The sequence below is a fragment of the uncultured Sphingomonas sp. genome, from assembly GCF_913776855.1.
Taxonomy (GTDB): Bacteria; Pseudomonadota; Alphaproteobacteria; order Sphingomonadales; family Sphingomonadaceae; genus Sphingomonas.
On sequence record NZ_CAJYQD010000043.1, the window covers coordinates 34,741 to 50,748 of the forward strand.

The following is a 16,008-nucleotide window of genomic DNA, read 5'->3' on the forward strand; positions in this document are numbered from 1 at the left end:
TCACCCCTTCTTCTTGTACATGGCGAGCATCCGCTCAGTGACGGCAAACCCGCCGAAGATGTTGATGCTGGCCAGCACGACACCCAGCAGCCCGAGCCACTTCGCCCCCGGCACGCCCGCGGCAGCGGCGGCGATCAGCGCACCGACGATGATGACCGAGGAGATCGCGTTGGTCACCGCCATCAACGGCGTGTGCAGCGCGGGCGTCACCGACCAGACGACATAATAGCCGACGAAGCAGGCGAGGACGAAGATCGACAGGATCGAGAGGAAGTCCATCGGGTTATCCTTCAAGATCCTCCCCAAGCACGCTTGGGGAGGGGGACCGCCGGCGCAGCCGGGGGTGGAGGGGCAGCGCGGTTTCGGCGATCGCTTCGGCCACGACACCAGGGTCGGCTAGCACGTCACGGGCAGGGACGCGGAGAATGGTCAGGCCGTGCGCAGCGAGGACAGCGTCCCGCTCGGCGTCGCGCGCAGGGCGGGTCCCCCGATCATGGGCCTCGCCGTCGATCTCAACCGCCAGCCTAGCTCGCGCGCAATAAAAGTCGAGGACGTAGTTCAAGATCGGATGCTGTCGCCGGAACTTCAGGCCACAGGGTTCGAGCCGCAGGCGTTGCCACAGCAGCACTTCAGGCAAGCTCATTGCGCGCCGCAGGCGTCGCGCTTGTCGGACCGTCAAAGCCCCTCCACCACGCTGCGCGTGGTCCCCCCCCCCATGCGGAGCATGGGGAGGATTTGAAGCTATCGCCACCTCCGGCCGCGCCACGCGCGGAAGCCCCCCTCCACCGGCTGCGCCGGTCTCCCTCCCCGTGCCAGTGAGGAAAAGGGCGGCCACTCCCCTCACCGTTTCCCCAGCACCAGTTCCGCCAGCAACCGCTGGATCGCGGCGGGGTCGGCGTTGCGGCTGACCTTCAGCACCATCGGCGTTGCCTGTCCGGTGACCCACAGATGCAGGTCGCTGTCGAGGTCGAAGGTGCCCGCGCTCTCGACCGAAAAGTTGGTGATCGAGCGGTACGGCACGCTGCGGAACGCGATCTTGGAACCGGTGATGCCCTGCACATCGACCAGCACGAAGCGCAGGTTGGTCAGGAATGCGGTGTCGCGCAGCGACCGGAACGCGGTCAGCACCTCTTCCCCCGAGATCAGCGCGTGGCCGTATTTCTCGTGGATTTCGGCCGGATCGACCTCGTGGCTGCTGAACAGACCCATAGTTCCCCCTTCAAGCGATCAGGCGCGACGACACGACCTGCCCGTTCTGCGTCAGGCGGATCGCCTGCGTTACCTCGTCATCGGCGGGCAGGACCGGGCGGCCGGCTTCCTTGTCCCAATAGGCCGACAGGAAATTGTACAGGTTGCGCGCGAACAGCGCCGATGCGTCGGCGGCCAGCCGGCTGGGGACATTGCGGTGGCCGACGATCTTTACGCCGTGCCGCTCCACCACGTCGCCCGCGACCGCGCCTTCGACATTGCCACCCTGTTCGACCGCGAGATCGACGATGACGCTGCCCGGCCGCATCGAGGAGACCTGTGCGTCGCTGACCAACCGGGGAGCGGGCCTGCCCGGAATCAGCGCGGTCGTGATGACGATGTCCTGTTTCGCGATGTGTGCCGACACGAGTTCGGCCTGGGCCGCCTGATATTCCGCGCTCATCTCGCCGGCATAGCCGCCCGCACCCTCGCCCTCGATCCCCGCCACCTTCTCGACGAAGATCGGCTTGGCGCCCAGCGACAGAATCTGTTCCTTCGTCGCCGATCGCACGTCGGTCGCGCTGACCTGCGCCCCCAGCCGCCGGGCGGTCGCGATCGCCTGCAGCCCCGCGACGCCGACGCCCATGACGAACACGCGCGCCGCGCTGATCGTGCCGGCAGCGGTCATCATCATGGGGAAGGCGCGGCCATATTCGGCCGCCGCGTCCAGCACCGCCTTGTACCCCGCCAGGTTCGCCTGCGACGACAATATGTCCATCGACTGGGCGCGGGTGATGCGCGGCATCCATTCCATCGCCAGCGCCTCCAGCCCCAGCGCGGCATAGCCGTCGATCCGCGCACGGTCGCCGAACGGATTGAGCGCGCCCAACAGCCACGCGCCCGGCTTCGCACCGGACAGGCTGTCGGGTGCGGGCGCCGTCACGCCCAGCAGGATGTCGGCATCGGCCAGCACCTGCGCCCGGTTCCCGACATGCGCCCCGGCGGCGGCATAGGCGGCATCGTCGATCGACGCCCCTGCTCCCGCCCCCGCCTCTACCGCGACCTCGGCCCCGAGGCCGATCAACTTCTTCACTGTTTCCGGCGTCGCAGCGACCCGGCGTTCGCCGGCGGCCTGTTCGGCAAGCAGCGCGAGCTTCACGTCAGCCCGCGATCAGATAGATGACCAGCGCGGCCAGCGCGGCACAGACCACCGCGCCCCAGGTGAACCAGCGCAGGAAGCTGGTGTACGTCCCGGCATGGGCGGGCGTGTGGCCTTCGGCTGCCATCGGATGTCCTCTCGATCCGTTATTCTTGATCGAGAGCGTAGCGCGCCTCTGGCAGCCCGCCAACCCCGTGCGGACGCGATGATCGTTACGGGTGCGCAAAAACAATCGGCCCGATCGGCTTAAGCCGAATTTTACGAACGATAGCGCATGGTTGCGCCGTTACGGGACGATAGGGACACATGGACAGCATATGACGCGCGACGGGCAAAGGCTGTTGATGGTGATCGACGACGAACCGGCCCAGCGCCGGCTGGTCGGGGCGATTGCGGGGCGTCGCGGGTGGCGCACGCTGTTTGCCCGCGATGGCGAGACCGCGCTGGCAATGCTCGGTACGCCCGATGGCATGGCGCTGGATGCGGTGCTGCTCGACCATTGGTCGCCGGATGCCGATGCGACCGCGCTGATCGCCGAATTACGCCGCAATCGCCCGACGCTACCGATCCTGCTGCTCACCGCCAATGAATCGGTCGCGGGCGCGGTGGCGGCAATGCGTGCAGGCGCGAGCGATTTCCTGGTCAAGCCGATCGCATCCGAACGGCTGCTGACCGCGCTGGAAGCGGCAGCGGGCGGCGCGACGCGGGGCGAGCTGCGCCCGCTTACCGAAAAACTGTCGATGACGCTGGCATTCGACGAGATCGTGGGATCGGCCCCGCAATTCCGCGCCGCGCTGGCCATCGCGGCCAAGGCGGCGCGCGCGCGGGTGCCGGTGCTGATCGAGGGCGAAAGCGGCGTCGGCAAGGAAGTGGTAGCCGAGGCGATCCACGCCGCCAGCCCCCGCGCACGCAAGCCGATGGTGCGCGTCAATTGCGGCGCCCTCCCTGCCAATCTGGTTGAAAGCGAGCTGTTCGGCCATGAGAAGGGCGCGTTCACCGGCGCGTTCGAACGCAAGATCGGCCGGTTCCAGGAAGCGGACGGCGGCACGTTGTTCCTCGACGAAATCGGCGAGATGCCGTTCGAGACGCAGGTGAAGCTGCTGCGCGTGCTGCAATCGGGCGAAATCCATCCGGTCGGCGCGCGCCACCCGCGCGAGGTCGACGTCCGCGTCGTCGCCGCCACCAACAAGACGCTGACGCAGGAGGTGGAAGCCGGGCGGTTCCGCGAGGACCTGTATTACCGGCTGAACGTCGTACAGGTCACGATCCCTCCCTTGCGCGACCGTATCGGCGACATCCCCGCGCTCGCCCGTCACCTGATGGCGCGGATCGCGCAGCAGCCGGGCCTCAGGCCGCTGGGCATCACCGACGACGCCATCGCGCTGCTCGGCACCTATCCGTGGCCGGGCAACGTGCGGCAGTTGCAGAACGCGCTGTTCCGCGCGGCGGTGCTGTGTGACGGTGACGCGCTGACCCGTGCCGATTTCCCCGAAATCGCACAGATCGCGGACGGCGGCTCGCCGCAGCCGGTGTTGCCGATCCATCGCCAGGACCTGGGCGGCGGCGTGACGCTGTTCCGCCCCGACGGCAATCTGCGCGCGCTGGAGGAAATCGAGGCCGATGTCATCCGCCTCGCCATCGGCCATTATCGCGGCCGCATGACCGAGGTCGCCCGGCGGCTGGGGATCGGGCGGTCGACGCTGTATCGGAAATTGGGGGAATTGGGGATCGACCAGAACGCGGCGTAGGGACTTTTCGCTTCCCATCCGAACGTCGTCCGATCACCTGTAAACCTCCGTACCCCGGCGAAGGCCGGGGTACAGGAGAGGCGTTTCGCAGGGGTCTCGACTTGATCCGCGACGTCGGCATCTATGGACTCCCGCCTTCGCGGGAGTGACGAAGCATTGGGTTCGATCGGCAACAGGCCGCATCCCCGCGCAGGCGGGGATCCAGAGCCACGGGCGTCGCGCTTTGTAATCCTGGATCCCCGCCTGCGCGGGAATACGGATCGGCTACGTCAGGTCACCACTTCCCGCCACGCGCCCGGCGCCAACCCCTCGACGCTCCACGCCCCAACCCGCCAGCGCACCAGTCGCAGCGTTGGCAGGCCGACCGCCGCCGTCATCCGCCGCACCTGCCGGTTGCGCCCTTCGCGGATCGTGATCGACAGCCAGTGATCGGGCACCGATTTGCGAAAGCGCACCGGCGGCACCCGCTCCCATAGCGCGGGCGGGTCGATCGCGCTCACCTCCGCCGGGCGGGTCGGGCCGTCATTGAGCGTAACCCCGCGCCGCAATCGGTCGAGCGCGGCTTCGTCCGGGGCGCCCTCCACCTGCACCAGATAGGTCTTGGGCAACTTGAAGCGGGGATCGGCGATCCGCGCCTGCAATGCGCCGTCATCGGTCAGCAGCAACAACCCCTCGCTGTCGCGGTCCAGCCGCCCGGCGGGATAGACGCCCGGCACCGCGACATGATCCGACAGCGTGGCCCGCGCGCCTTCCGTGCCGCGATCGGTGAATTGCGACAGCACGCCATAGGGTTTGTTGAGGAGGATCAGTTTCGCCATGGCGTCCTGTCGGCGATCCGCCCCGTGCTGTCGAGGGAGATGGAACCGGCTATCCCCGTCGGCCGTCCGTTGCGTATAGCCCAGCGCGACCATCGAGGGAGAGCGCCCATGAAGACCGTTTCGACCGCCCGCGCCCATGGCGGCACGCAGGGCGTCTATACCCATGAATCGACCGTGACCGGCGGCACGATGACCTTTTCGGTATTCGTGCCGCCGCTGGAACCGGGCCAGCGCGCACCGGTGCTATGGTATCTGTCGGGCCTGACCTGCACCCATGCCAATGTCACCGACAAGGGCGAATTTCGCGCAACCTGCGCTGAAGCGGGCATCGCCTTCATCGCTCCCGACACCTCGCCACGGGGTGAAGGCGTGCCGGACGATCCGGAAGGGGCATGGGATTTCGGGCTGGGCGCCGGCTTCTATGTCGATGCGACCGAGGAACCATGGGCGAAACACTATCGGATGCGCTCCTATGTCGAGGACGAGCTGCCCGCGCTGATCGCCGCCGAATTTCCGATGCTGGATTGCACCCGCCAGTCGATCACCGGCCATTCGATGGGCGGACACGGCGCGCTGACCATCGCCTTGCGCAACCCCGATCGGTTCCGCTCGGTCTCCGCCTTTGCCCCGATCGTCGCGCCGGGCCAGGTACCGTGGGGGGAAAAGGCGCTGGGCGGGTATCTCGGCAACGACCGGTCGGCATGGCGCACGGCCGATGCGGTGGCGATGATCGAGGATGGCGCGCGGGTGCGGGAACTGCTGATCGATCAGGGGGACGCCGATCATTTCCTGACCGAACAGCTGCGGCCGGAATTGCTGGAGCGGGCCTGTGCCGATGCCGGCATCGACTGCACGCTCCGGATGCAGCCGGGCTACGACCACAGCTATTATTTCATCTCGACCTTCCTGCCCGATCATGTGCGCTGGCATGGCGAGCGGCTGAAGGCCGAGGGATAACCGCGATCGTCATTGCTGCGCGGGAATGACGATTACCGCTACCCCTCCCCGCGATCCTCGATCAGCTCCAGCACGTCGCCAATCAGCGCCCGCATCGCCGTGCGGGCGGCGTGGGGGTCGCGCGCGGCGATCGCGTCCGCCACGGCGGCGTGCTGTTCGACGCTGGCCGATCGGCCGACGATCGTGTTGGTGAAACGGATCGAGGTGTTGAGCGCGGTAGCCACCATTTCGCGGAACTGGGCATAGAAGGGGTTCTTCGCCGCCAGCAGGATCGCGACATGGAAATCGATGTCGGCGTCGAGCGCATCGTCCTCGCCCCGCTCCGCCGCCGCCATCCGTGCCAGCCCTTGCGCGATCCGCGCCAGGTCGTCGTCATCGGCCGCCACCGCCGCCAGCGCCGCCGCCTCCGGCTCGATCGCCACGCGCAGCTGGTTGAACTGGCGCAGCAATTCGACCGAGAATTTGCGGTCGAGCAGCCAGTGCAGCACATCCGGGTCGAACAGGTTCCATGCCGATGCCGGGCGCACCACCGTTCCCTGTCGCGGCCGCGCGCTGACCAGCCCCTTGGCGGTCAGCATCTTCACCGCTTCGCGCGTGACCGATCGACTGATGCCGTGCGCCTTGCCGATGTCCGCCTCGGTCGGAAACGGACGGTCGTCATATTCGCCGGTGACGATCGCGCGCCCGAGCGTATCGAGCATCGTCCGCGTCAGGTTGCCGCCGGGCATCCCGGTCATCCGCGCCGCCATGGTCCGCCTCTCTCCCTCTCTCAACAGTCGCTTCGTGCTGGACTATCGGCATTCGTCGTATAATTGTCGGAACCAAAGCGCCAGTGGGCGGGGAGGAATTACCATGCGTCTGTCGACGATCGACCTGATCGTGGTCGTGATCTATGCGATCGGCATCTTCGGGCTTGCCCAATGGGTCAGCCGGGACAAGGGCGGGCGGCCAAAGGATTCGTCCGACTATTTCCTCGCGTCCAAGTCGCTGCCGTGGTGGGCGATCGGCGCGTCGCTGATCGCGGCGAACATCTCGGCCGAACAGATCGTCGGCATGGCGGGGTCGGGCTATGCCATCGGCCTGGCGATCGCATCCTATGAATGGATGGCGGCGCTGACGCTGCTGATCGTCGGCAAGTTCTTCCTGCCGATCTTCCTGCGCAACGAAATCTACACGATGCCGCAGTTCCTCGAACAGCGGTACGGTCCGTCGATCCGCACGCTGATGGCGGTGTTCTGGCTGGCGCTGTACGTGTTCGTGAACCTGACCAGCATCATCTGGCTCGGGTCGATCGCGGTGACGCAGGTCGCGGGTGTGGACCAGACGGTGGCGCTGGTCGCCCTTGGCCTCTTCGCGCTGTTGTACCAGATCCGCGGCGGGTTGAAGGCGGTGGCGCTGACCGACATCGTGCAGGTCACGCTGCTCGTGTTCGGCGGCCTCACCATCTCGTACCTTACCCTGTCGCAGATCGGCGGTGACGCGGGTGTCCTGGGCGGCTTCCACGAACTGACCCGGCGCGCGCCCGAAAAGTTCGACATGATCCTGAGCGCGGACAATCCCTTCTACAAGGACCTGCCGGGCCTGTCGGTGCTGATCGGCGGCATGTGGATCGCCAACCTCAGCTATTGGGGGTTCAACCAGTATATCATCCAGCGCGCGCTCGCCGCCAAGTCGCTGCCCGAGGCGCAGAAGGGCATCGTCTTTGCCGCGTTCCTGAAGCTGCTGATGCCGCTGGTGATCGTGGTACCGGGCATTGCCGCCGTCGTACTGGCGCCCGACCTTGCCAAGCCCGACGAAGCTTATCCGACGATGATGCGGCTGCTGCCCTCCGGGCTGCTCGGCCTTGTCTTCGCAGCACTCATCGCCGCGATCATCGCGTCGACCGCGTCCAAGATCAATTCGATCGCGACGATCTTCACCCTCGACCTCTATGCCAAGCGTACCAGCGAGAGCGGGGAACTGGACAAGGCACAGGAACACAAGCTGGTCCGTATCGGCCGGATCGCTGCCAGCGTCGCGATCCTGATCGCCATTGTCGCGGCGAAACCGCTGCTGGGCGGCGCCGATCAGGCATTCCAGTTCATCCAGGAATTTTCGGGCTTCTTTACGCCCGGCATCACCGTGATCTTCCTGCTCGGCCTGTTCTGGAAACGCGCGACCGAAGCTGGCGCGATCGGCGCGGCGATCGCCTCGGTCGTGCTGTCCTATCTGTTCCGCAGCTTCGCGCCGGGCATTCCGTTCATGGACCGGATGGGGCTGGTGTTCCTGCTCAGCCTTGCACTGGCGGTAGTGCTGTCGCTGATGCTGCGGGGGAAGGGGGACGCCAACCGCATTACGATGCAGGGCGTGTCGTTCGGCACTTCCACCGGGTTCAATATCGCCGGCCTCGGCGTCGTCCTGATCCTGATCGCTCTGTACGCGACATGGTGGTGAGCCCGTTCATCGCGATCGATTGGGGGACGACCAACCGTCGCGCCTATCGGGTCGAGGACGGGCGGATCGTGGCCACGCTGCGGTCGGCGCAGGGGGTGTCCTCCACCCCCGCCGCCGCCTATCCCGCCGAACTGGCCGCGATCCGGGCGGAACTGGGCGACCTGCCGGTCTTGATGGCGGGCATGGTCGGATCGACGATCGGCTGGCGTGTCGCGCCCTATGTCGCGGTGCCGGCCGGCATCGCCGACATCGCCGCGCACCTGACGTGGATCGACGATCGTACCGCGATCGTGCCGGGCCTGTCGTTCGCGCGCGGGCGCCATGGCGACGTGATGCGCGGCGAGGAAGTGCAGCTGCTCGGCGCCGCGCTCGCCGGACAGGTGCCGCCCGACGCCCTGCTCTGCCAGCCCGGCACGCACTGCAAATGGGTCGAGCTGACCGATGGCGAGGTCGCTGCCTTCACCACGGCGATGACGGGCGAGATGTTCGCGCTGCTCAAGGGCGGTGGCGTGCTGGCCCCGCAACTCGCCGCGCCGGTATCCGCCGGCGAAGCCTTTCGCGAGGGCGTGCGCGAAGGGGCCAAGCGCGACCTTGCCGCCAGCCTGTTCGGCGTGCGCGCGAGCCATGTCCTCGGCCTGCGTGCCGACGCGGACGCCGCATCCTATGCCAGCGGCGTCCTGATCGGCAGCGACGTTGCGGCGCGGATCGGCGACGGGCGCGACGTCCACCTGGTCGCCGACGGCGATCTCGCCACGCTCTACGCCACCGCGATCGAGACGCTGGGCGGCCACGCCCTTGTCAGCGGGTGCGAGACTGCCTTTATCGCCGGTATCACCCAGATTCGAAAGTTGTCCGCATGAGCCATCTGACCGCGTTCGACGCCGCCTTTGCCCGCTGCCCGCTGGTCGCGATCCTGCGCGGGGTCCAGCCGCACGAGGCGGAGGCGATCGGCGACGCGCTGCTCGATGCGGGCTTCACTATCGTAGAGGTGCCGCTCAACTCGCCCGACCCGTATGAGAGCATCACCCGCCTGTCGAAGAAGCTGGAAGGCTATGCCGTCGTCGGCGCGGGCACCGTGCTGAACGTCGCGCAGGTGGCGCAGGTCGAGGCGGCGGGCGGTACGCTCATCATTTCCCCCAACGCCAACACCGCCGTCATCGCGGCGGCGGCGGAACGCGGGCTGGTCGCCATGCCGGGCATCGCCACCCCGACCGAAGCCTTTGCCGCGCTCGACGCCGGGGCCGCCGCGCTGAAGCTGTTTCCTGCCGAAGCCGCCAGCCCCGCCGTGCTGAAGGCGATGCGCGCCGTCCTGCCGCGCGACGTGCGGATGCTGCCGGTCGGCGGCATCGTGCCGTCGGTGCTGGCCGACTGGCACAAGGCGGGGGCGGCCGGCTATGGTCTGGGATCGGCGCTGTACGTGCCGGGAATGGACGCCGAAACGGTCGGCGAACGCGCGCGGGCGTTCGTTGCGGCGTGGCAGGCGCTGGAGCGGTAGGCGGCCCCATTCCCGTTCGTCACTCCCGCGCAGACGGGAGTCCATAAACGCCGATGTCGCGGCTCCGGCTGAACCGGCAGCGGGTATGGATTCCCCCTGCGCGGGAATGACGGGCGTGGCGAAGGCGCATGCCGCCAATCCGTTGCCCACGGCAACCGAACGCGGCGTAGCGAGTTCCTCGACCATGCCGACCCGCGCCCTTCGAACCAGCGACGCCTCGCCGATCGCCCGTGCCCTCCCGATCCTTTGCGCCGTGTCGCAGTTGTTGACCCCGCTCCTGCCGACGATCGGCATTGGGCGCAGCATCGGCGAACAGTCGAATATGGTGCGTACGCTGGTTACGCCGGCCGGCTGGGCATTCGCGACCTGGGGCGCGCTCTACACCGGCACGCTGGTCTTCGCGGTGTATCAGGCGCTGCCGAAACAGCGCGGCAATTCGCTGCTCGCGCGGCTACGCCTGCCTGCTGCGGGCGTGTTCCTCGGCAATGCCCTGTGGGCGGCCTATACGCAGGTGTTCGGCCTCAACTTTCCCTCGGCGATCATCATCCTGTTCACCCTCGCGTGCCTGATCGCGACGCTGCGGACCTTTTCCGGCTGGCCGCACGGATTTTCGGCCGGGGAACGGTGGTGTGCCGCGCTGCCGCTGACGGCATTGACCAGCTGGCTGACGGTCGCGTCGATCGTCAACATCGCTGCTTCGCTCCGCTTCCACGGGATCGATGCCGGCGCGACCGCTCCGCTGATCGCCGCGCTCCTGCTGCTCGTTGCAGGGGCGATCGCCGCGGCGGCACTCGTCGCGACGCGCGGTTGTCCGCCCTTCGCGCTGGTGTTCCTGTGGGCACTGGCCGCGATCTGGGCGGCAGGCGGACAGGCGGCGACGCTCGTCGCGCTCGCCGTCGTCGCGGCGGCATTGCTGGTGGTCGTCGGCACGTTCACCGGACTGTCGCGCGGCGGCGTGCGCCACTGGATGGGGCGGTAGGGGCGCCTTACCCCGCGCGCAGCGGCCCCAGATCGCCCAGCCCCACCGTGCCGCTGGCCATAGCCAGCATCCGGTCGAGCGACACCTTCGCCTTCACGCGCAGCCCCTCTTCGATCTCGATCCGCGGCGACAGGTCGCGCAGCGCGATGTAGAGCTTTTCCAGCGTGTTGAGCGCCATATACGGGCAGATATTGCAGTTGCAGTTGCCGTCCGCGCCCGGCGCGCCGATGAAGCGCTTGTTGGGCAGCGCCTTTTCCATCTGGTGGATGATGTGCGGTTCGGTCGCGACGATCAGCGTGTCGCCGGGAAATTCGCTGGCATAGGACAGGATGCCGCTGGTCGACCCGACATAATCGGCATGGTCGAGGATGATCGCCGGACATTCGGGATGCGCCGCGACCGGCGCGTCCGGATACTGCGCCTTGAGCTTCAGCAATTCGGTTTCGCTGAACGCCTCGTGCACGATGCACACGCCCGGCCACAGCAGCATGTCGCGCCCGGTCTTGCGCATCAGGTAGCCGCCGAGATTGCGGTCGGGACCGAAGATCACCTTCTGGTCGGCGGGCAGCTGCGACAGGATCTTTTCCGCCGAGGACGAGGTGACGATGATGTCGCTGAGCGCCTTCACCTCGGTTGAGCAGTTGATATAGGTCAGCGCGATGTGGTCGGGATGCTCCGCACGAAACGCGGCGAACTGTTCGGGCGGGCAGCTGTCCTCCAGCGAACAGCCGGCGTCCATGTCGGGCAGGATCACCGTCTTGTCGGGCGACAGGATCTTGGCCGTCTCCGCCATGAAGCGCACGCCACAGAACGCGATGACATCGGCATCGGTCGCCGCCGCCTTTCGGCTGAGGTCGAGGCTGTCGCCGACGAAATCGGCAAGGTCCTGAATCTCGGGCTTCTGGTAATAATGGCCGAGGATGACGGCGTTGCGCTCACGGCGCAGCCGGTCAATTTCGGCCAGCAGGTCGGTGCCGGTGGGCAATTCGGTGCGCGCGTTCATCATCGTCTCCCTGTGGCCCTGCCCCTAGGTCGGTCCCGGTGTGTCTGCAAGTCGCGCTTCGTACGTTCGCGACTGCCGTACCCCCGCGCAGGCGGGGGTCCAGGGTAACAATCGCAAGCCTTGGCTCTGTTTGACTCTAAACCCCTGCCTGCGCGGGGGTACGGTCAACGTCAATCGGCCCTATCGCCGGTTGCCCAGCACCTCTGCCGGCGGGGCCGAGACGTCCCAGCGTTCGCCACCCCGCGCACTCCGTTCGGCCGGGAAGGTGACGACCACCCGCACATCGCCCTCGCCCGCCGCCGCCAGCGGGGCGGCCAGCACGCGGGCCAGTCCGGCCCGTGCCAGCTCGCGCGCCTGTGCCAGCCGTTCGGGGCTGCGCGCCTCGCGTTCTGCACGGCCCTGTGCCACCGCCGACACGCGCTGTGCCAGCGCCGATGCCGCTTCGCGCGAGACATACAGGCCGTTGGTCTGCACCAGCGTCCGTCCCGCCTCGTCGATATTCGGCTTCGCGACGGTCACGTCCGGCGCATCGACCACCAGCGTGCGCGTATCCGCCGACCAGCTGAGCGCGCCTTCGCCGATGCCGCCCAGATCCACGAAATAATCGACCGAATAGGGCATCTTCACCACCTGATCGCTGCGCAGCCAGCCGAAACCGCGCACGTCGCTGGCTGTCGCCTGCAACGTGCCGGACAGCGACGCGACCTTGAGCGCACTGGCCCCCGACAGCCGCGCGGTGATGATCCGCGTCACCGCCTGCCCGCTATCGGGTTCGGTGGTGACGGTGTATTTCTCCTCATAGTGCCGCCACAGCGCCCAGCCGCCGACCGCCAGCGCCAGCAGCACGACGACCGCCACACCCAGTCGAAGTGCCTGCGGCCTCACATGCGATGCCATGTCGCGCCCTCCTGTCGCACGATCCCGCGCCGCTCCATGTCGATCAGATGCGCCAGCACCGATCGCTCCGCCGCGCCCAGCAATCTGGGATGCAGCCCCGCATACATGGCCGCGACCATGGCGGGGATGTCCTGCGTACCGCGCTCGATCACCCGCGTGATCTGCCCCTCGCGCTGCCTGCGGTGGCCCAGCATCCCGCGCACCAGCCGCCGGGGATTGTCGACCTGATCGCCATGCGCGGGATAATAGACCCGGTCCTCGCGTTCCAGCAGCTTGTCGAGGCTGGCCATATAGTCGCCCATGTCGCCATCGGGCGGAGACACGATCGTCGTCGACCAGCCCATGACATGATCGCCGCTGAACAATGCACCCGTCTCCGGCAGGGCGAAGGCGAGGTGGTTCGACGTGTGTCCCGGCGTCGCGACCGCGACCAGCGTCCAGCCATCGCCCGCCACCCTGTCGCCATCGCCCAGCACCCGGTCGGGACGATAGTCGACATCGAACGCCGCATCGGCGCGCGGGCCGGCATCGTCCATCGTCAGCGCAGCGCAGCCGATGATCGGCGCACCGGTCCGGTCCGCCAGCGGCCGGGCGCCCGGACTATGGTCGCGGTGGGTGTGGGTACACAGGATCGCCGCGACCTGCCGGTCGCCGACCGCCGCCAGCAGGGCGCCCAGATGCGCGTCGTCGACCGGCCCCGGATCGATGATCGCAACCGCGCCGCTGCCGCCGACGACGAAGCTCTGTGTACCGGTATGGGTATAGGGCGATGCGTTGCGCGCTAGTACCCGCGTCACCAGCGGTTCGAGCGGCTGGGCCATGCCGGGGGGAAATTCAGCCATTGCCCTGCGACATGGCGGCTGGGGCGGTGCGATGCAAGACGATGGGCCGGCCGGCGCATTGCCAACCGGCCCTGTCGCGAACGAACGGGGCAGAACGTCCGCGAACCTGGTTTAGTCCTTTTCGGCCATCTCTGCCTGAACCTCGCGAATGCTGTCGTCGATCCCCTCCAGCGCGCTGCGGCGGGCGATGGCAGGCATATCCTGATTGGCGGCGATCGACGCCCGCGCCGAGCGCAATCCGGCCAGCGCCGCCTGCAGCCCCTGCCGGGCATATTTTTCGCCCTGCGCCGCCTGCAACTGCCCCTGCGCCGCGCGTTCCGCACCGAGCGCAGCCAGCTTTGCACCCTGCTGGGCCTGGAACTCGGCATTGCGGGTGATGAGCCTGATGCGGTCGGAACAGATCGTGGTAACCTGCTTGCCACCTTCGGTCCGCGTCACGGTGGTCTGGGTACCGGGGCCGCAATCGGCGTTGACGATCTTGATCTGGGGGATGTTGCTGACCGTCTCGCCCAGCAGCTTGCCGTTGGCGTCGAAACGCTGGACGACGATCTTGCGCACGCCATCGTCGCTGCGCATCGTGAATTGACGGGGCCTGCCGTTTGCCGTCGGGGCGCTGCCGGACGGCTGCAACTGCGTGCTGAGGCTCGACGCGGCGGGAACAACCATGATCCTCGGCGTCGACGCGGCGGCCGGCACCACCGGCTGCGTCGCGGGTGCAGGTTCGGCGGCGATTACCGGCAGCGTGGCGGCCTGTGCCGGTACGATCGCCGCTACGGGAGCGAGGACGTCGGCGGCCTGCGCCTCGACCTGCGCGAACTCCACGCCGGTCGCGGTTTCGACCTTCGACCGGATCGTCTCCGCCGCCTTGGTCCCCGACGCGGTCATCCCCAGCCCGATGATGGCAAGGGTCAGCGTGGCACCGCCAGCGATGCGACGGGTGGCGGGCGACATCACCCGGTGCTTCGACAACATGACGAGTCTCCCTTTCAGTTCGTTGACGCTGTGCAGGTGGCAGGCGGCGGACAGCGCCTGGCCATGCGCGGACTTGACGATGGCGGTGGCATAGGCGTGGCGGACGCCCGGTGTGGCGCGGGCCAGCACCATCGCGTCGCACGCCATTTCCTGATCGGCGCGGAACGCCCGGAAGGCGCGCCACGCGACCGGATTGAACCAATGGCAACCGAGTATGACCAGTGCGACCCAGTTCGCGGCCAGATCGCCACGGGCATGGTGGCCCAGCTCGTGTGCCAGCGCCAACGCCTGTTCGCGTTCGTCATAGCGATCGCGGAAATCGACCGGCATCGCGACGTAGCGGCGCAACACGCCGAAGGCGAGCGGCCCGGCGGCATGGCGGCTCTCGATCATCTGGACATGGCCGCCCGCGACGCCCCTGGCCCGGCCCGATGCCAGCACCTTCGCGCAGAAGCGGCTGTGCTGCACGATATGCCATGCGACGAACGCGACCGCACCCAGCAGCCACAACGCGACGACGATCAACGGCACGTCGGCCATCCCCCATCCCTGCGGCAACGCGGGCACCTCGGCGACGGGTACGCCCAGCATGATGACGCCGGGGTCGGTCGCCGCGCCGATCGGATGGAATTCCACCGGGCGCCAGTTGTCGGGAAGGGGCGGCAGGATCATGCGCAACGCGGGCAGCGCCCACAGCGCATAGGCCGCCTGCGGACCGAAGCGCCGCGCGACGAGGCCGCGCAACATCAGCACCAGCAGCATCAGCAGCGTCGTCGCCGCGATCGTCTCCACCGCCCATCCGATCATTGTTTCAGCGCCTTTAACAGAGCCTCGATCTCGTTGATTTCGCGCGCGCTCAGCTGGTCGCGTTCGGCCAGATGCGCGACCAGCGGCGTCAGGCTGCCGCCGAACAGCTTGTCGATGAACCGCTGCGATTCACCCGCGACATATTCCTCGCGCGCGACCAGCGGGCGGTAGCGATAGCGCCGCCCGTCCTCCTCCGCGCCGACCACGTCCTTCGCCAGCAACCGTCCGAGCAGTGTCTTGACGGTGTTCGCGGTCCAGCCGCGCGCCGGGGCGACGCGTTCGACCACCTCCTGCGCGGTGAGCGGGTTCTTGTCCCAGAGCACTTCCATCACGGCGTGCTCGGCATCGCTGATTCGTTCGGCCATGGGCAATGACTACACCCGTGGTCATTTCGTTTACAAGCGTAATCTTTGAAGACATGCCGCCCTGTCGGGATCGTTTACACCCCGCCTGCCCACCGCAAGACTGTTAACCACCAAGATGACGAAAATCCGCCGCCGCGGGTAACTGGCACAGCGCCTGCAGGGTTAGTGGTGTCCGATGCGTTCGCGCTTCAATTCGGGCGGACCGGCAGCATCCCCCCCCCCCCCCTGCGCCGGTCCGCCCACCCCGGCTTCCCTGAAGCAGCATCGGTGGTTTCCCTTGCCGGCCAACCCCGATATTACGCGCGGCACCACAGCCGGAGCGTACCCCCTTGATCCTATCCACCC

The 16,008-nt window shown here is 67.7% G+C and carries 18 protein-coding genes; 6 read left to right on the forward strand and 12 right to left on the reverse strand.

Annotated elements, in window-relative coordinates; genetic code table 11:
* From QZ755_RS13550 to QZ755_RS13570, 5 genes are all read right to left on the reverse strand, one after another.
* Positions 1-279 carry an NAD(P) transhydrogenase subunit alpha gene (locus QZ755_RS13550; RefSeq protein WP_055757824.1) on the reverse strand — a complete coding sequence of 93 codons (279 nt, stop codon included), beginning with the start codon at positions 277-279 and terminating at the stop codon, positions 1-3.
* A 4-nt stretch (positions 280-283) separates the two neighbouring features.
* On the reverse strand, positions 284-643 hold the full coding sequence (locus tag QZ755_RS13555; protein WP_294323829.1) for an endonuclease domain-containing protein: 360 nt from the start codon (positions 641-643) through the stop codon (positions 284-286).
* A gap of 197 nt (positions 644-840) precedes the next feature.
* Positions 841-1,209: a PH domain-containing protein gene (locus QZ755_RS13560; protein ID WP_294323832.1), complete on the reverse strand. Its 369-nt coding sequence runs from the start codon at positions 1,207-1,209 to the stop codon at positions 841-843.
* 10 nt (positions 1,210-1,219) lie between these two features.
* Entirely contained in the window at positions 1,220-2,347 is a 1,128-nt protein-coding gene (locus QZ755_RS13565; protein WP_294323835.1) for a Re/Si-specific NAD(P)(+) transhydrogenase subunit alpha, read from the reverse strand.
* A gap of 1 nt (position 2,348) precedes the next feature.
* Positions 2,349-2,474 carry an aa3-type cytochrome c oxidase subunit IV gene (locus tag QZ755_RS13570; RefSeq protein WP_082443386.1) on the reverse strand — a complete coding sequence of 42 codons (126 nt, stop codon included), beginning with the start codon at positions 2,472-2,474 and terminating at the stop codon, positions 2,349-2,351.
* A 190-nt stretch (positions 2,475-2,664) separates the two neighbouring features.
* Between QZ755_RS13570 and QZ755_RS13575 the strand changes: the two genes are divergently transcribed.
* On the forward strand, positions 2,665-4,095 hold the full coding sequence (locus QZ755_RS13575) for a sigma-54 dependent transcriptional regulator (RefSeq protein ID WP_294323842.1): 1,431 nt from the start codon (positions 2,665-2,667) through the stop codon (positions 4,093-4,095).
* Between the two features lie 269 nt (positions 4,096-4,364).
* Here QZ755_RS13575 and QZ755_RS13580 read toward each other — a convergent pair whose 3' ends face one another.
* Entirely contained in the window at positions 4,365-4,913 is a 549-nt protein-coding gene (locus QZ755_RS13580) for a pseudouridine synthase (RefSeq protein ID WP_294323844.1), read from the reverse strand.
* A 108-nt stretch (positions 4,914-5,021) separates the two neighbouring features.
* On the opposite strand from QZ755_RS13580, the gene fghA reads away from it, so the two are divergent.
* Positions 5,022-5,870 carry an S-formylglutathione hydrolase gene (gene fghA, locus QZ755_RS13585; RefSeq protein ID WP_294323848.1) on the forward strand — a complete coding sequence of 283 codons (849 nt, stop codon included), beginning with the start codon at positions 5,022-5,024 and terminating at the stop codon, positions 5,868-5,870.
* A 38-nt stretch (positions 5,871-5,908) separates the two neighbouring features.
* Here the strand turns inward: fghA and QZ755_RS13590 are convergent, their stop codons facing one another.
* On the reverse strand, positions 5,909-6,619 hold the full coding sequence (locus tag QZ755_RS13590) for an FCD domain-containing protein (RefSeq protein ID WP_294323850.1): 711 nt from the start codon (positions 6,617-6,619) through the stop codon (positions 5,909-5,911).
* A 103-nt stretch (positions 6,620-6,722) separates the two neighbouring features.
* Here QZ755_RS13590 and QZ755_RS13595 point away from each other — a divergent pair, with 103 nt between their 5' ends.
* The 4 genes from QZ755_RS13595 (at position 6,723) to QZ755_RS13610 (ending at position 10,777) form a co-directional block, all read left to right on the forward strand.
* A complete protein-coding gene (locus QZ755_RS13595; RefSeq protein ID WP_294323854.1) occupies positions 6,723-8,303 on the forward strand; it encodes a sodium/sugar symporter in 1,581 nt (526 codons plus the stop codon).
* A complete protein-coding gene (locus QZ755_RS13600) occupies positions 8,294-9,163 on the forward strand; it encodes a 2-dehydro-3-deoxygalactonokinase (RefSeq protein WP_294323857.1) in 870 nt (289 codons plus the stop codon). The genes QZ755_RS13595 and QZ755_RS13600 overlap by 10 nt, the downstream gene beginning before the upstream one ends.
* Positions 9,160-9,798: a 2-dehydro-3-deoxy-6-phosphogalactonate aldolase gene (locus QZ755_RS13605; RefSeq protein WP_294323859.1), complete on the forward strand. Its 639-nt coding sequence runs from the start codon at positions 9,160-9,162 to the stop codon at positions 9,796-9,798. Before QZ755_RS13600 ends, QZ755_RS13605 begins: the two co-directional genes overlap by 4 nt.
* Positions 9,799-10,051: 253 nt before the next feature.
* Complete coding sequence (locus QZ755_RS13610) at positions 10,052-10,777, forward strand: hypothetical protein (RefSeq protein ID WP_294323861.1); 726 nt, start codon at positions 10,052-10,054, stop codon at positions 10,775-10,777.
* Between the two features lie 7 nt (positions 10,778-10,784).
* Here the strand turns inward: QZ755_RS13610 and nadA are convergent, their stop codons facing one another.
* The 5 genes from nadA to QZ755_RS13635 all read right to left on the reverse strand — a co-directional run bounded on the left by nadA (position 10,785) and on the right by QZ755_RS13635 (position 15,663).
* Positions 10,785-11,780 (reverse strand): quinolinate synthase NadA, encoded by a 996-nt coding sequence (gene nadA / locus QZ755_RS13615; protein ID WP_294323862.1) that lies wholly within the window; start codon positions 11,778-11,780, stop codon positions 10,785-10,787.
* Between the two features lie 180 nt (positions 11,781-11,960).
* Complete coding sequence (locus QZ755_RS13620; RefSeq protein ID WP_294323864.1) at positions 11,961-12,677, reverse strand: DUF4230 domain-containing protein; 717 nt, start codon at positions 12,675-12,677, stop codon at positions 11,961-11,963.
* Positions 12,662-13,519 (reverse strand): MBL fold metallo-hydrolase, encoded by an 858-nt coding sequence (locus tag QZ755_RS13625; protein ID WP_294323865.1) that lies wholly within the window; start codon positions 13,517-13,519, stop codon positions 12,662-12,664. Before QZ755_RS13625 ends, QZ755_RS13620 begins: the two co-directional genes overlap by 16 nt.
* Before the next feature lie 111 nt (positions 13,520-13,630).
* On the reverse strand, positions 13,631-15,298 hold the full coding sequence (locus QZ755_RS13630; RefSeq protein ID WP_294323867.1) for a M56 family metallopeptidase: 1,668 nt from the start codon (positions 15,296-15,298) through the stop codon (positions 13,631-13,633).
* Positions 15,295-15,663, reverse strand: a complete 369-nt coding sequence (locus tag QZ755_RS13635) for a BlaI/MecI/CopY family transcriptional regulator (protein ID WP_294323868.1) — start codon at positions 15,661-15,663, stop codon at positions 15,295-15,297. The genes QZ755_RS13630 and QZ755_RS13635 overlap by 4 nt, the downstream gene beginning before the upstream one ends.
* Between the last annotated feature and the right edge of the window lie 345 nt (positions 15,664-16,008).